Origin of the sequence: Amycolatopsis sp. NPDC051045, assembly GCF_040682955.1 — a bacterium.
Classification (GTDB): Bacteria; Actinomycetota; Actinomycetes; order Mycobacteriales; family Pseudonocardiaceae; genus Amycolatopsis.
Genome location: NZ_JBFBCC010000003.1, coordinates 123405 through 139594 on the forward strand (window position 1 = coordinate 123405; position 16190 = coordinate 139594).

At 67.4% G+C, this 16190-nt stretch carries 16 protein-coding genes; 4 read left to right on the forward strand and 12 right to left on the reverse strand.

Translation table 11 applies throughout. From position 1 onward, the window contains the following. Positions 1-40 precede the first annotated feature (40 nt). From tmk to AB0M80_RS08360, 5 genes are all read right to left on the reverse strand, one after another. Entirely contained in the window at positions 41-682 is a 642-nt protein-coding gene (tmk, locus tag AB0M80_RS08340; protein WP_364560726.1) for a dTMP kinase, read from the reverse strand. Beyond that, positions 679-2130 (reverse strand): radical SAM protein, encoded by a 1452-nt coding sequence (locus AB0M80_RS08345; RefSeq protein ID WP_364560729.1) that lies wholly within the window; start codon positions 2128-2130, stop codon positions 679-681. The genes tmk and AB0M80_RS08345 overlap by 4 nt, the downstream gene beginning before the upstream one ends. Next, on the reverse strand, positions 2120-2923 hold the full coding sequence (locus AB0M80_RS08350) for a hypothetical protein (protein WP_364561996.1): 804 nt from the start codon (positions 2921-2923) through the stop codon (positions 2120-2122). Before AB0M80_RS08350 ends, AB0M80_RS08345 begins: the two co-directional genes overlap by 11 nt. 516 nt (positions 2924-3439) lie before the next feature. After that, complete coding sequence (locus tag AB0M80_RS08355) at positions 3440-3808, reverse strand: hypothetical protein (RefSeq protein WP_364560732.1); 369 nt, start codon at positions 3806-3808, stop codon at positions 3440-3442. Further along, complete coding sequence (locus AB0M80_RS08360; RefSeq protein WP_364560735.1) at positions 3795-4388, reverse strand: hypothetical protein; 594 nt, start codon at positions 4386-4388, stop codon at positions 3795-3797. The genes AB0M80_RS08355 and AB0M80_RS08360 overlap by 14 nt, the downstream gene beginning before the upstream one ends. A 341-nt stretch (positions 4389-4729) precedes the next feature. On the opposite strand from AB0M80_RS08360, the gene AB0M80_RS08365 reads away from it, so the two are divergent. Then, entirely contained in the window at positions 4730-6070 is a 1341-nt protein-coding gene (locus AB0M80_RS08365) for an XRE family transcriptional regulator (protein ID WP_364560737.1), read from the forward strand. A gap of 3 nt (positions 6071-6073) precedes the next feature. Here AB0M80_RS08365 and AB0M80_RS08370 read toward each other — a convergent pair whose 3' ends face one another. The 3 genes from AB0M80_RS08370 to AB0M80_RS08380 all read right to left on the reverse strand — a co-directional run bounded on the left by AB0M80_RS08370 (position 6074) and on the right by AB0M80_RS08380 (position 8911). After that, entirely contained in the window at positions 6074-6631 is a 558-nt protein-coding gene (locus tag AB0M80_RS08370; protein ID WP_364560740.1) for an NUDIX hydrolase, read from the reverse strand. Between the two features lie 209 nt (positions 6632-6840). After that, a complete protein-coding gene (locus AB0M80_RS08375; protein WP_364560743.1) occupies positions 6841-8268 on the reverse strand; it encodes a recombinase family protein in 1428 nt (475 codons plus the stop codon). 184 nt (positions 8269-8452) lie between these two features. Further along, positions 8453-8911, reverse strand: coding sequence for a MarR family transcriptional regulator (locus AB0M80_RS08380; RefSeq protein ID WP_364560746.1), 459 nt, complete (start codon positions 8909-8911; stop codon positions 8453-8455). A 66-nt stretch (positions 8912-8977) separates the two neighbouring features. Here AB0M80_RS08380 and AB0M80_RS08385 point away from each other — a divergent pair, with 66 nt between their 5' ends. Further along, positions 8978-9616, forward strand: coding sequence for an HAD family phosphatase (locus tag AB0M80_RS08385; RefSeq protein ID WP_364560748.1), 639 nt, complete (start codon positions 8978-8980; stop codon positions 9614-9616). On the opposite strand, the gene AB0M80_RS08390 is transcribed toward AB0M80_RS08385, so the two are convergent. The 4 genes from AB0M80_RS08390 to AB0M80_RS08405 all read right to left on the reverse strand — a co-directional run bounded on the left by AB0M80_RS08390 (position 9609) and on the right by AB0M80_RS08405 (position 12646). Then, positions 9609-10313 (reverse strand): hypothetical protein, encoded by a 705-nt coding sequence (locus tag AB0M80_RS08390; protein WP_364560751.1) that lies wholly within the window; start codon positions 10311-10313, stop codon positions 9609-9611. The genes AB0M80_RS08385 and AB0M80_RS08390 overlap by 8 nt on opposite strands. Continuing rightward, positions 10310-10828, reverse strand: coding sequence for a SigE family RNA polymerase sigma factor (locus AB0M80_RS08395; RefSeq protein ID WP_364560753.1), 519 nt, complete (start codon positions 10826-10828; stop codon positions 10310-10312). The genes AB0M80_RS08390 and AB0M80_RS08395 overlap by 4 nt, the downstream gene beginning before the upstream one ends. A 111-nt stretch (positions 10829-10939) precedes the next feature. Continuing rightward, the gene (locus AB0M80_RS08400) at positions 10940-12028 is read right to left on the reverse strand and encodes an inositol-3-phosphate synthase (RefSeq protein WP_364560756.1); all 1089 of its coding nucleotides are present in this window, start codon (positions 12026-12028) and stop codon (positions 10940-10942) included. Positions 12029-12100: 72 nt separating this feature from the next. Further along, positions 12101-12646 carry a PadR family transcriptional regulator gene (locus AB0M80_RS08405; protein ID WP_364560759.1) on the reverse strand — a complete coding sequence of 182 codons (546 nt, stop codon included), beginning with the start codon at positions 12644-12646 and terminating at the stop codon, positions 12101-12103. Between the two features lie 245 nt (positions 12647-12891). Between AB0M80_RS08405 and AB0M80_RS08410 the strand changes: the two genes are divergently transcribed. Continuing rightward, complete coding sequence (locus tag AB0M80_RS08410; protein WP_364560761.1) at positions 12892-13287, forward strand: DUF5318 domain-containing protein; 396 nt, start codon at positions 12892-12894, stop codon at positions 13285-13287. A 67-nt stretch (positions 13288-13354) separates the two neighbouring features. Next, positions 13355-16057: a transglycosylase domain-containing protein gene (locus tag AB0M80_RS08415; RefSeq protein ID WP_364560763.1), complete on the forward strand. Its 2703-nt coding sequence runs from the start codon at positions 13355-13357 to the stop codon at positions 16055-16057. Positions 16058-16190: the final 133 nt, after the last annotated feature.

Here is a 16190-nt window from a genome sequence, read left to right on the forward strand (position 1 = left end):
AACCTGCGAGCCCGCCCGCGCCGGCGGGCTCGCAGGCAGGCTACGCCGTTGCCACCTCGGCGCCGGGACCCTCCACCAACTCGGCGATTCGGTCCGTGAGATAGGTAGCGACCTTCGTCGGTGAGGCACCGGAGGTGTCGACGGCGAGCACGGGATACCGCCACCGCGCGAGCCGTTCCGCGGCCTTCTCGTACAACTCGCTTTCCCGGCGGCTGCTGTCCTCGCCGGTGTGGAACCGGTCGTGCGCGCCGCGGGCAGCGACCCGCGCCGCCGTCACGTCCGGCGGCGCCTGCAAGATGATCGCGAGGTCCGGCACGTCAGCCGCCGCGTTGATCGCCTCGACGAAAGGCAGCGGTACCCCGTCCATGCATTGCAGCACATAGGACGAGGCGACGTAGCGGTCACAGACGACGATCGACCCCGCGGCGAGGTGCGGCCGCACCTCCTGTTCGAGGTGGTGATACCGATCGGCGGCCACCAGACACGCGAGCGTGTGCCCGCGGTAGGTGTCGGTGTTGCGCCGAGCGGTTTCGCCGAGCACGCCGTGCGACGGCTGCGTCGTGGCGTGCACGGTGAACCCGCGCCTGCCGAGGTACTCGCGCAGAAGCCGGGTTGTCGTGGTTTTGCCGACGCCGGCCGGGCCGTCGAGGGTGACGAACGCCCCGCGGTTCCATCGCCTCACGCGGCTGCCTTCCGGTCGTACTGCGCGCGGGAGACCGTCACGAGGTTGCGCCGGATGTAGTCGATGGGCGCCTCGCTCAACTGGATGTTGATCGAGAAATTGAACTCGTCGCGCTCGCGCATCGACTCGTCGACGCCGTCCGCCGTGAGGTCAACAGCGCTGTAGTTGAGCAGCGCCTCGGCCGTGTACTCGCCGGACTTCATCAGCTCGGCCCAGTCGGGCGTACCCGGGTACGGGCGGTACTCGAACGCCGAGGCCCGGAACCGGCCCGGATGCTTGTCGGTGATGTCCCACAGGTCGTGGACGAGTCGCACGGTGTCGTCGATCTCGGCACAGGTCTCGGTCGGAAACCCCAGGATGAAATAGCCCTTGACGTTGATCCCCCGCTCGACGAGCCGCCGCACCACCGAGCGCGCCATGTCCGGGGTGATGCGCTTGTCGATCCGCTCGAGCATCCGCGCGTTGCCGGACTCGACGCCGAGAGCGACCTCGCGCAGGCCGTTTGCGGCGAGGGTGTCGAGCATGGCGTCGCTCGTGCGGTGCAGCACGTTGATTCGGCCGGTGGCGTCCCACTGCGCCCAGTCGCCGACGTGGTCGGCGGTGAACGCGGTCATCATCGTCTTGATGACGCGCGGGACGCCGAGGAACAGGTCGTCGACGAACCGGAAGGCGTTCACGCCGGTGCCCCGGAGCTGATCCATTTCGTTGAGGATGTTGTGCGGCTCGCGGGTCCGAATGGTGATGTCCGGATTCGCCGACACCGCCGCTCCGCAGAACGAGCAGTCGTAGGGGCACCCGCGAGCGCCAACCATGTTCGCCTCGAGCCGGCCGGCGTCGTAGTGCGGGTCCTGCGCGAGGTAGCCGCGGTCGACGAACGGCAACCCGTTGATGTCCGGCGCAAGGTGGTGCCCGTTCTTGAGCCCGATTCCGCCCGTGACCGGGGTGTGCATGATCGGGTCGAGCCACATCACCCCGGGCAGCTCGGTCCGTCGGCGGTGGTCGTCGAGCAGGACGGCAACCCGGGTCTCGCCCTCGCCGATCACCAGGGCTTCGCACTGGCTCATCCGCTGGTCGAGGAGGATCTCGGCCGGCATGGCTTTCGCCTGGTGGCCGCCGAGCATGAGCATGATGTCGCGGTCGAGGCGCTCGGCAATCCGTGCGCTGATCTCGTACGTCGGCGCCAGCAGGTTGAACCCGACCCACCGCGGCGCGGCCGCGTTCACCAGGCGGGCGGTCTGTTCGACGCCGAGCCCGTGCGCCTCGGCGTCGAGCACGCCGACGTTGAACCCTCGCGCGGCCGCGTAGGTGGCGATGTAGGCCATGCCGAGCACCGGCAACGTGAAGTCGTTCACCCGCGGGCGCTCGTCGTAGTCGCGCAACGGCGCGTTGACGAACAAGAGGTCGATCTCCCGGCGGAGGTCGGCGCCGGCGATCAGGTCAGAGGGCAACTCCGGTTGCATATCGAACTCCCCAAGCGAGGGTGAGCAGCGTCCACTCGGACAACTGCGCGCCGGCCATCGCTTGCCACAACCGCCCGAACTCAGGTTCGGGTTTCGGCCAGTCGACCGAAGGGGCGAGCTTGCCCGCCCAGGTGCGCACCGCGAGGTCGGCGAAGGGATAGAGGCTGTAGTCATTGGTGACGTCGGCGACCGTGACGCCGGCCGTCCACGGGCCGCTCCGGCGAATGCTTTGCACCGCGGCGACGAGCTGCTCGCCCGTCATGCCCGCCCAGTCGTCGGCCGCCTTGAGGCTCGCCTCGGCGGCTGAGCGCAGACCGTCGCGGAAGAACTTCATCCGCAGCACGTCGAACTCGTCGTCGGACAAGGCGAGCACGGTCTCAGGCGAGGGGAACAGCCACGCCGGACCAGCCGCAGTTTCGTACCGCTCGCCGTAGGCTTCGCAGAACGCGCGGTACTTCTGGCGCGCGGTCGCGGCCCTGACCACCTGGCGAGTAACCGCGGTACCGAGCGCTTCCCACACATCGGAGGTCCGTACGCGCGCGACCGGGCCGGCGGCCCGCAGCGGCTCGCACACCGCGACGTCGCCCACCAGCGTTAGCGGGTTGATCGTGTCGATGATCGGCGCGACGTCCGTGTCGCCGGCGAGCCGGACGAGGTCGACCAGGTACCCCCCGGCGGCCTCCGGCGTACAGATCACTGACCACACCGAACCGGACGACCGGAGCACGCGCCGGGCGCGCCCGTTGTCTTCACTGAGCCATCCCGGGTGATCAAGCATCATGTACGGCACGTTTGGCCCTTCTCACGTTGGTTCTCGGCATTCTCTCGCGGGCGGCGCCCGCCCGACTTGACGGCGTGTGCGTGTCATGCGACCAACTCGAGTTGCCCGCTAACACTTTCGTATTCATGGTCCTTCTCAGCACACCGAGATGCCGCAGTTTCGATGGCCTGGTCGACGAGATAACACCCCGAAGTTCGCCAGTACTCTTCCAAATACGGGCGAGCACCAATCGGGTCGGTAGGGAAATCATCGTCCACGCCTAGCCCGCTGCCGTATTGGTCGATAACTTCACCACCGACCAGCGCAGAGACGACTCCTCCAACGTCGCCACTCCCAACTTTCACATACCGGTCTCCACTGTCGACGTCGACACCGAGCGCGTGGCGTCCGGTACTTGATGAGAAAACGTAGCAACGCAGGAAAAAGGCGACAAGTAGCACGAGCGTAAGACTGATAACCCCACCGACAACACCTACGACAGACATAAGAACCCCGCAGTCTCGAATTTGACGAACGCTACGAACGAACTTTTATTCGCGCACTCGGTGGAATCCAAAGATCTCCAGGCGTCGGCATCACAATCCTTGGCGCATTGGGCATAGCTGGGTGCGGCAGGTGGTTTAGCACTTCATCGACTACCTCAAGGACAGATCCGTCTTTCCACCAGACAACATGCTTGCGGTCGGAAAGGTCGATTCCGTCTTCCAGGCGATGACGACACGCTGTAGCGTCCCCCTCATCTCGAACAATCACCTCGTCCATATACGGCTCATCCCATCCGAGCGTAAACAGCACACTCTCAGGCCGACTCGGCGATCCGGCAAGGCATATCGCCCTAAATCCACGCGCAGCCAATGCGTTGATCGCATCTTCACTCGTCTGCATTTTTTGCTCCCTTAAGCGCGACCGCATAAAATCCGGCCGCCACATTGAGGGCTTGCCACGTGACGCGATGCAGCCTGACCGCAGGAAGCCCGATAAGAGTCACACTGACCGACAGTGTTGTAATCAGAAAGATAGGCGGATACTCGCCGAGCATCACGAAGATCGACGCTACAAACAATATAACGCCCAACGTGAAGAGTTTCCCAAAGTTTGTCGCCCACCAGTACGCAACCCGAATCGGCCGACTTTCGAAAGTCAGGTGATACCAAACGTTCACGTGATCACGTTCGGGGATATCCGCTCCAGCACGAGCGAAAATCTCACCCGTTAGCGCGACTTTGTGAGCAGCAGCGCTGGAACGTGACGGATGCGGAGGGCCAGGGGGCACACTCCCCGCATCCGCCACGAATTCGTGGGGATCACCGAACACGCCTTCTGACTTCCGGCCATTGCTCGGTTCGTCCAGGAATTTTGCACGGGCTCCGCGGTCCCGCCGCAGGTACGGAACCACGGCTGCCACCACCGCGACGGCAGTTACACCACCGATCACCGCGCGCACGGCGACCTCACCGGCGCTCACGTGGCACCCCTCTCAACGGGGCTGCCACGTAGCGCGACATGGTGTTGTTACCGTGAGCTACCTCGTACATGCATTGAGCGTCCGTCGTGGACCTCCCGCGGAAAACGACATCCGCGCATGAGATCCGGGAGACACAGCGTCTTACTGCCGGATTCCATACATGCTCCGCATGAAATCTGTGACATAGCGTGGTAGGTCACATACACTGCGCTGTGAATGATGGACGAGGGGTGACCACGGTGCGGACAGCAGCGCGAACGTGTGAAGCGTGCGGCGCACGGCTGGCTCGCGATCGCGTAAGCGACTACTGCGGCTCGTGCACTCGTCGGCTGATCTCACACGTGGCGCAGCCTCAGCCTGAACCGTTCTGGGAAGCTGACAGCATCCGCACCGCGCTTAAGGCGCGTCACTTCGGCTGGTTCTTCGCGGCCTACCGCCAAGAACACAAGCCCCACGTCTCACAAGCCGCGCTCGGCCTGTGGCTCGGCCTCACGCAAGCGCAGGTGAGCCGCCTTGAGGCGCCCGACGCCCGACCGCCGAGCGATCTGCACAAGCTCGAGCGGTGGGCCAGGGCGCTACACGTCCCGCACTCACTGCTCTGGTTCAGCATTTCCTATACGCCCGGAGAATCGGCCGAGCCGACGGTCGCGGTTAGCCTCGATGACGTGCAACGGCGACAGTTCTTCAAGACCGCAAGCGTAGGCGTCACAGCGATTGGCGCGTCCCTGCTCGGCGCAACTCCGGCGGCCGCGTCCGGGCCGGCCAAGTCCAGAAGCACCGACGCCGAGATCGTCCGCCACATGACGGAGACGTTCCGCCAGCTCGACAACCGGTTCGGCGGCGGACACAGCCGCGGAACGACCACGATTACCAGCTACTTGACCTCGAGCGTGACGCCCATGCTGAAAGACACCAGCAGGACAGCAGCCGCTCGAAACGAACTGTTCGCCGCCGCCGCCGAGCTGCATCAGGTCGCGGGGTGGAGCGCGTACGACGTCGGCAACGCGGCAGACGGGCAACGGCACTTGCGCGACGCGTTGAAGCTCTCGCAAGACGCCGGCGACGATGCGCTCGAGGCCGAGATGCTGGCCGCCATGTCGCACCACGCGGCATTCAACCGGTCCCACGACGTCGCGGTCGACATGGCGCTCGCTTCCAGGCGAACAGCGAAGCGTTCCGGTCTGGTCGCGCTGCAAGCCGAGGCAGCCGTGTTGGAGGCGCACGGCCAAGCGCTCAAACGCAACACCGGGGCGTGCTTCGCGGCGCTCAGTGAGGCCGAACAGGCTTTCGAGCGGTTCGTGCCTGGCTCCGGGCCGGCTTGGCTGAGCTACTTCGACAACGCCTACTTGTCGGCCAAGTTCGCTCACACCTTCCGCGACCTCGGCCACCTCGCGGAAGCTGAGCAGTTCGCCCGTCGGTCGCTCAGCATGAGCGAGGGGTACGACCGCGGTCGGTTGTTCAACACCGCACTTCTCTCGTCGATCCTGGCCGACCAAGGCCGCGTTGACGAAGCTTGCGCCGAGGCAGCGAAGGCAGTGCGGATGAGCGAGAACGTTCGGTCGATCAGGGGTGGCGCCTATCTCGCCGACGTCGCTTTGCGCCTGGCTCCGTACCGGACCGACCACCGGGTCGGGGACGTCTATGCGCAGATGAAGGCCGTAGGTGTTCCTACGCCGGCGTAGGGGTCAGCGGTAGAAGGCGAGGATGTGTAGTAGCGCGACCTGCGATGCCGCGCCGACAATCTCACCCTTCAAGATCCGGTCTCGAACCGTGTCGAGAGGAATCCAAGCGACCCGCTCAGCCTCGTTGATATCTGCGGGCTCACCGATGTACTCGGACCGTCGAGCCACGTACAACAGGTTCTCGGCGTCCGCGCTGCCGATGATGGGTTGCAGGGCGCCGAGCGGCTCGACGTCCAGCGGGCGCCAGCCGGTCTCTTCCTCAACCTCGCGCGCGGCGGTCACCGCAGGATCTTCGTCCGGGTTGACATAGCCGCCGGGCAGTTCCCACACCCAGCGATCGATGATGAACCGGTGCCGCCACAACATGAGCACCCGGTCTTGATCATCAAGGACGGCCATCATCGCGGCTGGGCGGATGCGTAACACCCACTGCTCGAACTTCACGCCGTCGGGCAGCTCGACCGAGGCGATGCTCACGCGGTCGCGGCGCGTGTCGTCGACGAGTCGCTCGTCGTGGATCTTCCAACGCGTCAGCTCTTGCCCATTGGGTTCCGTGGCCACGTGGGTAGATGCTACGGCGAACGTTCGACGTCGCAGCGTGAGCTAGCCGACCGCGTCGGGTTCAGAAGGACAGCGAGCCGGTCGCGTTGCTCGGAGTTGAGCGGAGGCGCCGCCGCGACAAGCTGTTCGATGTGCTCGTCGAGGGCGGCGCCGTCCGCTGATGGTGCCTGCCGGCTGGTCTCCATAGACCAACCGTCACATGGTGAGTGTCACGCCGAGGCGCGGTCGCTCCAGTCGATCCGGACCGACTTCGGATCGAAGTACCCGCCGCCTGCCTTCCGGCCGCGCGTGGCCTTGAGAATGGTGACGGTGGCGAGCGTTTCGCACACCGCACGACGCCGGCCGAGGTCGAGGCCGTCGCTACGGTCGGGCCGCTCGCCGAACCAGATTCGCGCTGCATCGGGCGCGCCGGCCAGTCCTGCCAGCGGGTCAACCTGCACCGCCGAAATGATCTCGTTCTCGAGCACGGCGAGTCGCTCGCGCGCCTTCGCCGACCCCTTCCTCAACTGCGCCGCGGTGATCGCACCCTCGGCAAACATCTCGGAGAGTTCGTCGAGCCGCTGACGCTGCGCGGTGGCCTCCGTGTGGAGCTGGGCGGTGTCGGCCGCCTGGCCGCGAACCATGAGCAGGTCGGCGGCATCTGGTCGCGAAAGGCGGGCGACGATCAGGCGCTCGACGAAGTTGTCGAGGGTGGCAGCCCGGCGGACGACATGAGACTCGCCCTTGGCCTTGGGCACCGCGCACCGGTAGGAGGGGTGGCCAGCCTTGCCGATCGGGCATACGCGTAGCCGGGCCTGCCCGCAAGTCACGCAACGGAACAGACCGGACCCGAACCACTTGACGTGGTTGTTGCCGCCGTTGGTCCGGCGCTCCGGGTCGAGAAGCACGAACCGCAGGGCTCGCCAGTTCTCCTCGGGCACGATCTCCGGCCATACGGCCTTGCCCACGATTTCGCCCTTATACACGCTGAGACCGGCATTTCGGGGGCGCAAGAGGATGTTGCGAACCACGGTCGAGTCCCAATGAGTGTTGGCCGTTGCGGTGAGTACCCCGCGGGCCATCAGGTCCAGCGCCACGCCTCTCACACTGCCGCCGGCGAGCACAGAGTCGGTAGCCTTGATGATCTCGGCGGCTTCCTCGTAGCGCACGGATTCGCCGTCAGGCTCGAACCCGAACGGCCGGGTCCCGCCCTGCCACTGTCCCGCGTTCGCCTTCTCCAGCTTCTTCGCGGTGATGCGGTCCGACTTGTGCTCGGACTCGAACCGAGCCACGGCGCCGAGTTGACGCGCAACCATCCGGCCGGACGGTGTCGACAAGTCGAGGTGGCCAGCCTTCACAGTCAGGGTCGTGATGCCGTTGGGCTCGCACACCTCGATGTACTTCTCGAGCTCGAGCGGCTGTCGGTGAAGTCTGTCCGTGTGCCATGCCGTGACCGATCTCGAACGGCCGGCGCACACGTCGTCGAGCATCGCGAGATAGTCCGGCCGTGGCTTGCCGGAGTAAGCCGAAATGTCGTTGTCCGCGTACACGCCGGCGAGCGACATTCCGAGGCGCTCGTACATGTCGCACTGGTCTTCGAGCTGACGAACGACGCCGAGCCCCGCGCCTACGCGATCCATCGAGATGCGGGCGTACATGAACGAGGGGTCACCGTTCTTCGGCAAGCTCAGCAGGCGATCAATGAGGCTTGTGGGAAGCTGGAACTTCGGGGGGAGACGTAGGGCCATGCCCTAGGTATGTCAAAGAAGTGGCACCGTGAACGCGGTGATCCACACCTGCTTGGGCTGGCCCTTGACGGCGTCCAGCAGGCTCGAGTGGTGCTCAGCGCTCATCGCTGATCAGTTCCTCCTTCTTGGTGTCGACGAGCAATTTGGCGAGGGCGGGCAGGGCGGCTTCGATCGCGGCGCGGTCGGTTTCGTCCATGGCGATGAGCCGCTCGCGGAGGAACTCCTCGCGAGCCGTCACCAGTTCGGCGTAAAAACGCAGGCCCTCGTCGGTGACTTCGACCAGCACCGCGCGGCCGTCGGCCGGATCCGGACGGCGCGTCGCGAGCCCGAGCCGGTCGAGCCGGCCGACGACGTCGGTCATCGACGGCAGCTTGACCCGTTCGAACTCGGCCAGCGCGCTCATCCGCCGCGGACCGCCGTTGACCAGCTCGCTCAGCACCGAACCCTGCGTCAGGGTCAGCGTCAGCTGCGGGGTCTGGCGGCGCACCTGCTGGTACAGCCGGAAGACCAGCGGCCGCAACCGGTGGGCGAGATCGGTGATCGCGGAAGTCACTTAGCCAGGCTAACAAAAATTAGTAAGCGTGGCTAAGTAAGTCGGCTCACAGGCTAGGCTCGGGCTATGGAAGCGGTGATCTTCGACCTCGACGGCGTGCTGGTGGACTCCGAGCGGATCTGGGACGAAGTGCGGCGCGCGGTCGTCGCCGAGCACGGCGGCACCTGGCGCGAGGAGGCGACCCGGGCGCAGCAGGGGATGAGCACGCCGGAGTGGGCCCGCTACCTGGTCGAGGAGCTCGGGGCGCAGTTGTCACCGTCGGCGATCGCGACGCTCGTGGTCAAGCGCATGGCCGCCCGGTACGCCGCGGAACCGCCGCTGATCCCGGGCGCGGTGGACGTCGTGCGTCAGGTGTCGAAGCGGTGGCCGGTGGCGATCGCGAGCTCGTCGCCGGTGATCCTGATCAAGGGGTTCCTGGACGTGACGGGGTTGCCGGTGGGCGCGGCGGTGTCGTCTGAGCAGGTCGGGGCGGGCAAGCCGGCGCCGGATGTGTACTTGCGGGCCGCCGAGCTGCTGGGGGTGGCGCCGTCGGATTGTGCGGCCGTGGAGGACACGACGAACGGGTTGCGGTCCGCGCTGGCGGCCGGGATGGCGGTGTACGCGGTGCCGAACCCGCACTTCCCGCCGGACCCGGAGGTGCTGAACCAGGCCGCGGCGGTGGTGGAGAAGATCACCGATCTGCCGGGGGCACTGGGCCTCAGCTGACGCGGAACCGCACGGGCGACGCACCCGGCCGGACCTCGGCGAGAAGCACGCGATCGGCACCCGCCACGCCCACCTCGCGGGCTTCGCCGAGGTTGCCGTTCGCATCGAAGACCTGCATGGCGGGCACGGCCGGGTCCACCAGGTACACCGCCTTGCCCGGGGGCAGCGGGCCACCGGTCTCGCCGACGGCCCCGGCGCGGACAGTGCCGGACGAGATCGGGGCGCACGAGGGCGATTTGGTCCCGTACGGCGATGCCGATTCGTCGAACGGATCCCCGGCCGGCACCGCCGCAATGCAGAACAGCGCCTGGTCGGGCGCAGGAACGGTGGTCGCTGTGAACGCGTAGGCGGTCCACGCGTGGGTTTGCCCGGCGAACTCGGTCAACCGGACCGGTGTGCTCACCACCTTCAGCTCACCCAGCGCCTGGTACTCGGCCTGCACCAGGGTCAACGGCTCACCGGTGTTCGCGGGCGGAGCCGGGGCCTGGGCCGTGTTCAGCTGGGTGGCCAGCAGCACGCTGGTGAGTACCGCCAGCACCGCGGCCAGCGGGGCGCCCCACACCGCCGCCCGGCGGCGGCGTCGCACCGGCCGGTGCTGCCTGCGTTGCTGTTCCGCCCACGCCGCGTCGAGGTTGGGCGTGACCTCCCCGGCCTGCCCACGCAGTGCTTCGGCCAGTTTGCGTTCGAGGTCGGTCATCGCTCACCTCCAGGGTCGTCCCCCAGATGCTTGCGCAGGTTCTCCATCGCGTGGTGGGTGGTCGCCTTGACCGTGCCCGGGGAGATGCCCAGCGTCTCCGCGATGCCCGCCGTGCTCAAGTCCAGCCAGTAGCGAAGCACCAGCACCTCGCGCTGGCGCCTCGACAGCCTCGTGAGCACCGCGCGCAGGTGCTGGTGCTCCCAGTTGGCCACCGCCCTGACCTCGGCCGACAGCTCGTCCGACGGCCGCTCCTGCGGTGACCGCCGGACGACGCGCAGGTGCCGCGTCCGCGACCGCGACATGTTGACCACGGTCGTGCGGAGGTAGCCGGCCACCCGCGAGTGGTCGGTCAGGGTGTCCCAGCGCTGGTGGAGCTTGACGAAGGCCTCCTGTGCGATGTTCTCCGCGTCGTCCGCGCCGAGCAGGTGCGCCAGCCGGGTCATCTGGCCGAAGTACTCCCGGAACAGGTCGTGGAAGGTCGGCACGCCCAGGTCCCCCGGCGCGCTTTCACCCACGCTCGCACTCACACCCCGCCAACGCCCACCCCGCCCCACCGGTTTAGTCCAGCACGCGAAAAGGGCCACCACCAGGGTCTCCCCCGGGTGGTGGCCCTTTCACCAGCTGCTCTACCGCTCGAGTTCGCCGCGGATGAACTTGTCGACGGCGTCGCGCGCGGTCGAGTCGTCGTACTGCTCCGGCGGCGACTTCATGAAGTAGGAGGAGGCCGACAGGATCGGGCCGCCGATGCCGCGGTCGAGCGCGATCTTCGCCGCACGCACCGCGTCGATGATGATGCCCGCCGAGTTCGGGGAGTCCCACACCTCGAGCTTGTACTCCAGGTTCAGCGGCACGTCGCCGAACGCGCGGCCCTCGAGCCGGACGTAGGCCCACTTGCGGTCGTCGAGCCACTGCACGTAGTCCGACGGCCCGATGTGGACGTTGCCCTTGCCGAGGTCGCGGTCGACCTGCGAGGTGACGGACTGGGTCTTCGAGATCTTCTTCGACTCGAGCCGCTCCAGCTCCTTCATGTTCAGGAAGTCCATGTTCCCGCCCACGTTGAGCTGCATCGTCCGGTCGAGCTGGACGCCGCGGTCCTCGAACAGCTTCGCCAGCACGCGGTGCGTGATGGTGGCGCCGACCTGCGACTTGATGTCGTCGCCGACGATCGGGACGCCAGCGTCTTCGAACTTCTTCGCCCACTCCGGGTCGGAGGCGATGAACACCGGCAGCGCGTTGACGAACGCCACACCGGCGTCGATCGCGGCCTGGGCGTAGAACTTGTCGGCCACCTCGGAGCCCACCGGCAGGTACGACACGAGCACGTCGGCCTCGGCCTCGCGCAGCGCGGCGACGATGTCGACCGGGGTCTCGTCGGACTCCTCGATCGTCTCGCGGTAGAAGCGGCCGAGCCCGTCGTGGGTGGGGCCGCGCTGGACGGTGACGCCGAGCGGCGGCACGTCGGCGATCTTGATGGTGTTGTTCTCGGAGGCGAAGATCGCCTCGGACAGGTCGCGGCTGACCTTCTTGGCGTCCACGTCGAACGCGGCGACGAACTCGATGTCGCGGACGTGGTACCCGCCGAAGTCGACGTGCATCAGCCCCGGGACGCGGGTGGCCGGGTCCGCGTCGCGGTAGTACTGGACACCCTGGACCAGCGACGCCGCGCAGTTGCCGACGCCCACGATGGCCACCCGTACGCGGCGGTTGTCGCCCATGGGGGTTTCTCCTTCAATCCGTGTCTGTTCAGTAGGTCTGGTGCCGCGACGCTGCGGCCCGGGCCGGGCGGCTCAGGTCTCCGGACCCTGCCGTTCGGCTTGTTCGTGCGCGATCAGCTCGTTGAGCCAGCGCACCTCCCGCTCGCTGGTCTCCAGCCCCAGCCGGTGCAGCTCGCGGGTGTAGCGATCGATCTTCTCCTCGGCCCTGGCCAGCGCCGCCCGCATGCCCTCACGGCGTTCCTCGACGCGGCGGCGGCGGCCCTCGAGGATCCGCATCCGCACGTCGGCCGGGGTGCGCGAGAAGAAGGCCAGGTGGACGCCGAATCCCTCGTCGTCCCAGGTCTGCGGCCCGGCGTCGCCGAGCAGCTCACCGAAGCGCTCCTTGCCCTCCGCGGTGAGCTTGTAGACCCGCCGCCCGCGCCGCGACCACGCCCGGTCGTCGGCCTCGTCCAGCTCCTCGACCAGGTACCCGGCCCGCAGCAGCTTCCGCAGGCTCGGGTACAGCGAGCCGTACGAGAACGTCCGGAACGTGCCGAGCGTCTCGTGCAGCCGCTTGCGCAGCACGTACCCGTGCATGGGTGCTTCGTGCAGAAGACCGAGGATCGCGAACTCCAGCACACCGCACCCCCTTCCGGGAACAAACCGAGACGACCCGCGTTGCTCCGAACGAGCGCCTCGGTCCAACCTACTCAGCCACTATATCGCGCCGATACATCGAAGTGGCGAAGCTAACCCTGTCGAAGTACCCATCGTGGGCGAAATTCACCGGAGAGTTATCGAACGTCCGGCGTGTCCGCCCCGGTCCCCGCCCTGGCCGCGCTAGGGGGCGTGAACGCCACAGGAAGAGCCCGTACTCTGTCCTCGTGAATAACCAGCGGCAGGTCGTGGACTACGCGCTGCAGCGCCGTGCGCTGCTGGCCGAAGTCCGCTCCGGGCGCGTCGGCAGCCACGAAGCCTGCGACGCGAGCCCGTACCTGCTGCGGGCGGCGAAGTTCCACGGCCGGGCGGGTGAGCTGCCCTGCCCGATCTGCCGCCAGGAACCACTGACCCTGGTGTCCTGGGTCTACGGTGACGAACTCAAGCACGTCGCGGGCTCGGCGCGGACCCCCGAGGAGCTGGCCAGGATGGCGGGCTCGTTCGCCGAGTTCACCGTGTACGACGTCGAAGTGTGCCGGGCGTGCCACTGGAACCACCTGGTCCGGTCATACGTCCTCGGTACGGGGGAACCGGCCGATCCACGAAGGACCGCACGCCGGTGAGCCACTGCACGACCATCGCAACGCGCAGGTCAGTACCCCTGCGGGTACTGATCCGGGAGGCCCATCCGTGACCGACGACCACAACCGCTCCTGGCCGAACCAGGAGCCAGACGCACCCCGCCGCGCCCAGTGGCCGGGTGAAGAGGCGGGACCCGCGTGGCCCGGTGAGTCCCCTCGGCGCGCCACCCCGGCTCGTGGTAACGCGCGGCCGGCCGGTCCGGCCTGGCCGGCCGGTGACGAAGGCGGCCAGCCGGGGCCCGGTGAGCAACCGCGGCGACCGCAGGCTCCCCGCGCCCAGAACGGCGCGGCCGGCCGGCGGCAGCCGCCACCACCCGGCCGCCGCCCCGGCACACCGCCCGGCTCGCCGCCGCAGGGTTTCCGGCAGCCGCCGCCGGCCGGGCGCCGTCCCGAACCGCAGGTCGAGCCGGACCTCATCACCCACCACGCCCACAACGGGACCGAAGACGGCTTCGACTCGTACGACGACGGTCAGTACGACGACTTCACCGACGACGTCGAGCCCCAGCAGGAGCTCGACGAGAAGGGCCGGAAGGTCCTCACGCCGGCGCAGCGGAAGAAGCACCGCTGGAAGATCATCCGGCGGGTCGCCTACGCCTTCGTCGGCCTCTTCTTCGTCGTTCCGGCGATCGCGTTCGTGATCACCTACTTCATGGTCGAGGTGCCGACGCCGGAGAGCGTCGCGGCGCTGCAGAGCCAGCCGATCACGTACTACTACGCCGACGGCAAGACGATGATGGGCCGCGAGCTGCCCAAGGGCGGCGACCGGCAGCTGCTCAAGGTCGGCGAGATGCCGGAGGTGCTGAAGCACGCCGCCTACGCCGCCGAAGACGCGACGTTCGAGACCAACTCCGGCTTCGACGTCACCGGCATCCTCCGCGCGGTGTACAACCAGGCCACCGGCGGTCAGGGCGGTGGCTCGACCATCTCCCAGCAGTACATCAAGAAAGCGACCGAGAACGACGCCCCGACGCTGACCCGCAAGTGGACCGAGCTGGCCAAGTCGTTCAAGATGAACAACCAGCAGTCCAAAGAAGAGATCATCACCGGGTACCTGAACATCGTCTACTTCGGACGCGGGGCGAGCGGTGCCCAGGCGGCCGCGAAGGCCTACTTCAACAAGGACGCCAAGGACCTCAGCGCGTCCGAAGCCTCGCTGCTGGCCGGCTTGATCCAGGGGCCGAGCCGCTCGGAGCAGCAGGACTACGCCCAGCGGCGCTGGGCGTACGTGATGGACCAGATGGTGGCCAACAAGTGGCTGCGGGCCGATGAGCGCGCGACCGCGCAGTTCCCGACGCCGATCCCGAAGAACGCCAACAAGGAGCAGAACTCCGGCAAGCTGACCTACCAGCTCCAGCAGCGGATCAAGGACGAGCTCGCGGCGAAGGGCTACGACGAGAACAAGCTGTTCTCCACCGGCGCCAAGATCTACACCACGATCGATCCGGCGGCGCAGGACGCGGCGGACCAGGCCGTCCAGCAAGGCTTGAAGGGCCAGACGGACGAAAACCTGCTCACCGCGCTCGTCGCCGTGGATCCGAAGACCGGCGGTGTGCTGGCCTACAACTACGGCCCGGAGATCGTGAAGGACAAGGACGGGAAGGAGCAGATCGGCCAGGACCGGGCGAATCAGGCCCGCAACCCCGGTTCGTCGATGAAGCCGTTCGACCTGACCGGGTTCCTCAAGATGGGCGGGGGCCTCGGCGACACGTTCGACGGCTCGAACAACCGCAAGTTCCCCGGCGTCGCCAAGCCGATCCGCAACGCGGGCGAGAACGAAAGCTGCGGCAAGGACTGCACGGTCGCGCGGGCGATGGAGATTTCGGCGAACACCGTGTTCTACGACATGGTGTTCAACAAGGTGAAACCGATAGGGGTCGTGAAGGCGGCGAAGCAGGCCGGTGTCCGGACGACCGAAGAGGGTGGCACCGCCACGCTCTTCGACGGTGACAACAACATTTCGCTCGGCGGCGGTCAGACCGCCGTGGCACCGAGGGACATGGCGGCGGCGTACGCGACGTTCGCGAACGGCGGCGTCTACCGCGAGCAGCACTTCGTCGCGAAGCTGACGAACGCCCAGGACGAGGTGGAGTTCGACGAGAACAACATCAAGTCCAAGCCGGCGTTCGACGACGACGCGGCGAAGAGCCAGCAGATCGCCGGCAACGTCACCGAGGCGCTGAAGCCGGTCATCCCGCACTCGAGCCTGAAGTGCCCGACCGGCCACGAGTGCGCCGGCAAGACCGGTACCCAGCAGTACGCCCCCCAGGAAGGCGACCCCGCGTCGTACGGCAACCTCAACGCCCAGACCTGGATGGTGGGCTACACCCCGTCGGTGTCCGCGGCGGTGTGGGTCGGCGGCGACGGCAACCAGCCGCTGCACGACTCGAAGAACAAGCCGATCTTCGGTTCCACGATCGCCGGCCCGACGTGGCAGAACTTCCTGAACCTCTACCTCAAGGGCAAGCCGGCGGAGAAGTTCGACAAGGTGCGGCCGATCGGCAAGGACGTCAACGACGTGTCCGTGACCCCGACGAAGCCGTCGGACACGCCGACGCCCTCGTCGCCGCCGCCGAGCACCTCGGCAACCCCGCCGAGCACCGAATCGTCGGAGACGTCGTCGGAGACCTCGACCCGGCCCCGGACGAGCCGCCCCAACCCGGGTGGGCCGACGCCGCCCGACCCCGCGATAGGGAACACCTTCGGTGGTGGTGGCGGACTTCCTGCGCTGCGGGGTGCCGGCCCCGGATAGCCGTCTCTCCGAACCGAGTCGCCGGGCCCGGCAGGCACTTCGCCTGCCGGGCCCGTTTTTCGTGAACCACCGCCGTCCGTGGTCCGTGTGGAGTGTCGAGGGGTCTGCGCCCGCAGCCCACTTGCGTACCCGA

Coding starts and splice junctions, on each gene's coding strand:
- AB0M80_RS08350 (WP_364561996.1), bottom strand. CDS start 2,923: ATGATGCTTGATCACCCGGGATGGCTCAGTGAAGACAACGGGCGCGCC.
- AB0M80_RS08355 (WP_364560732.1), bottom strand. CDS start 3,808: ATGCAGACGAGTGAAGATGCGATCAACGCATTGGCTGCGCGTGGATTT.
- AB0M80_RS08375 (WP_364560743.1), bottom strand. CDS start 8,268: ATGTACGCCCGCATCTCGATGGATCGCGTAGGCGCGGGGCTCGGCGTC.
- AB0M80_RS08385 (WP_364560748.1), top strand. CDS start 8,978: ATGGAAGCGGTGATCTTCGACCTCGACGGCGTGCTGGTGGACTCCGAG.
- AB0M80_RS08390 (WP_364560751.1), bottom strand. CDS start 10,313: ATGACCGACCTCGAACGCAAACTGGCCGAAGCACTGCGTGGGCAGGCC.
- AB0M80_RS08400 (WP_364560756.1), bottom strand. CDS start 12,028: ATGGGCGACAACCGCCGCGTACGGGTGGCCATCGTGGGCGTCGGCAAC.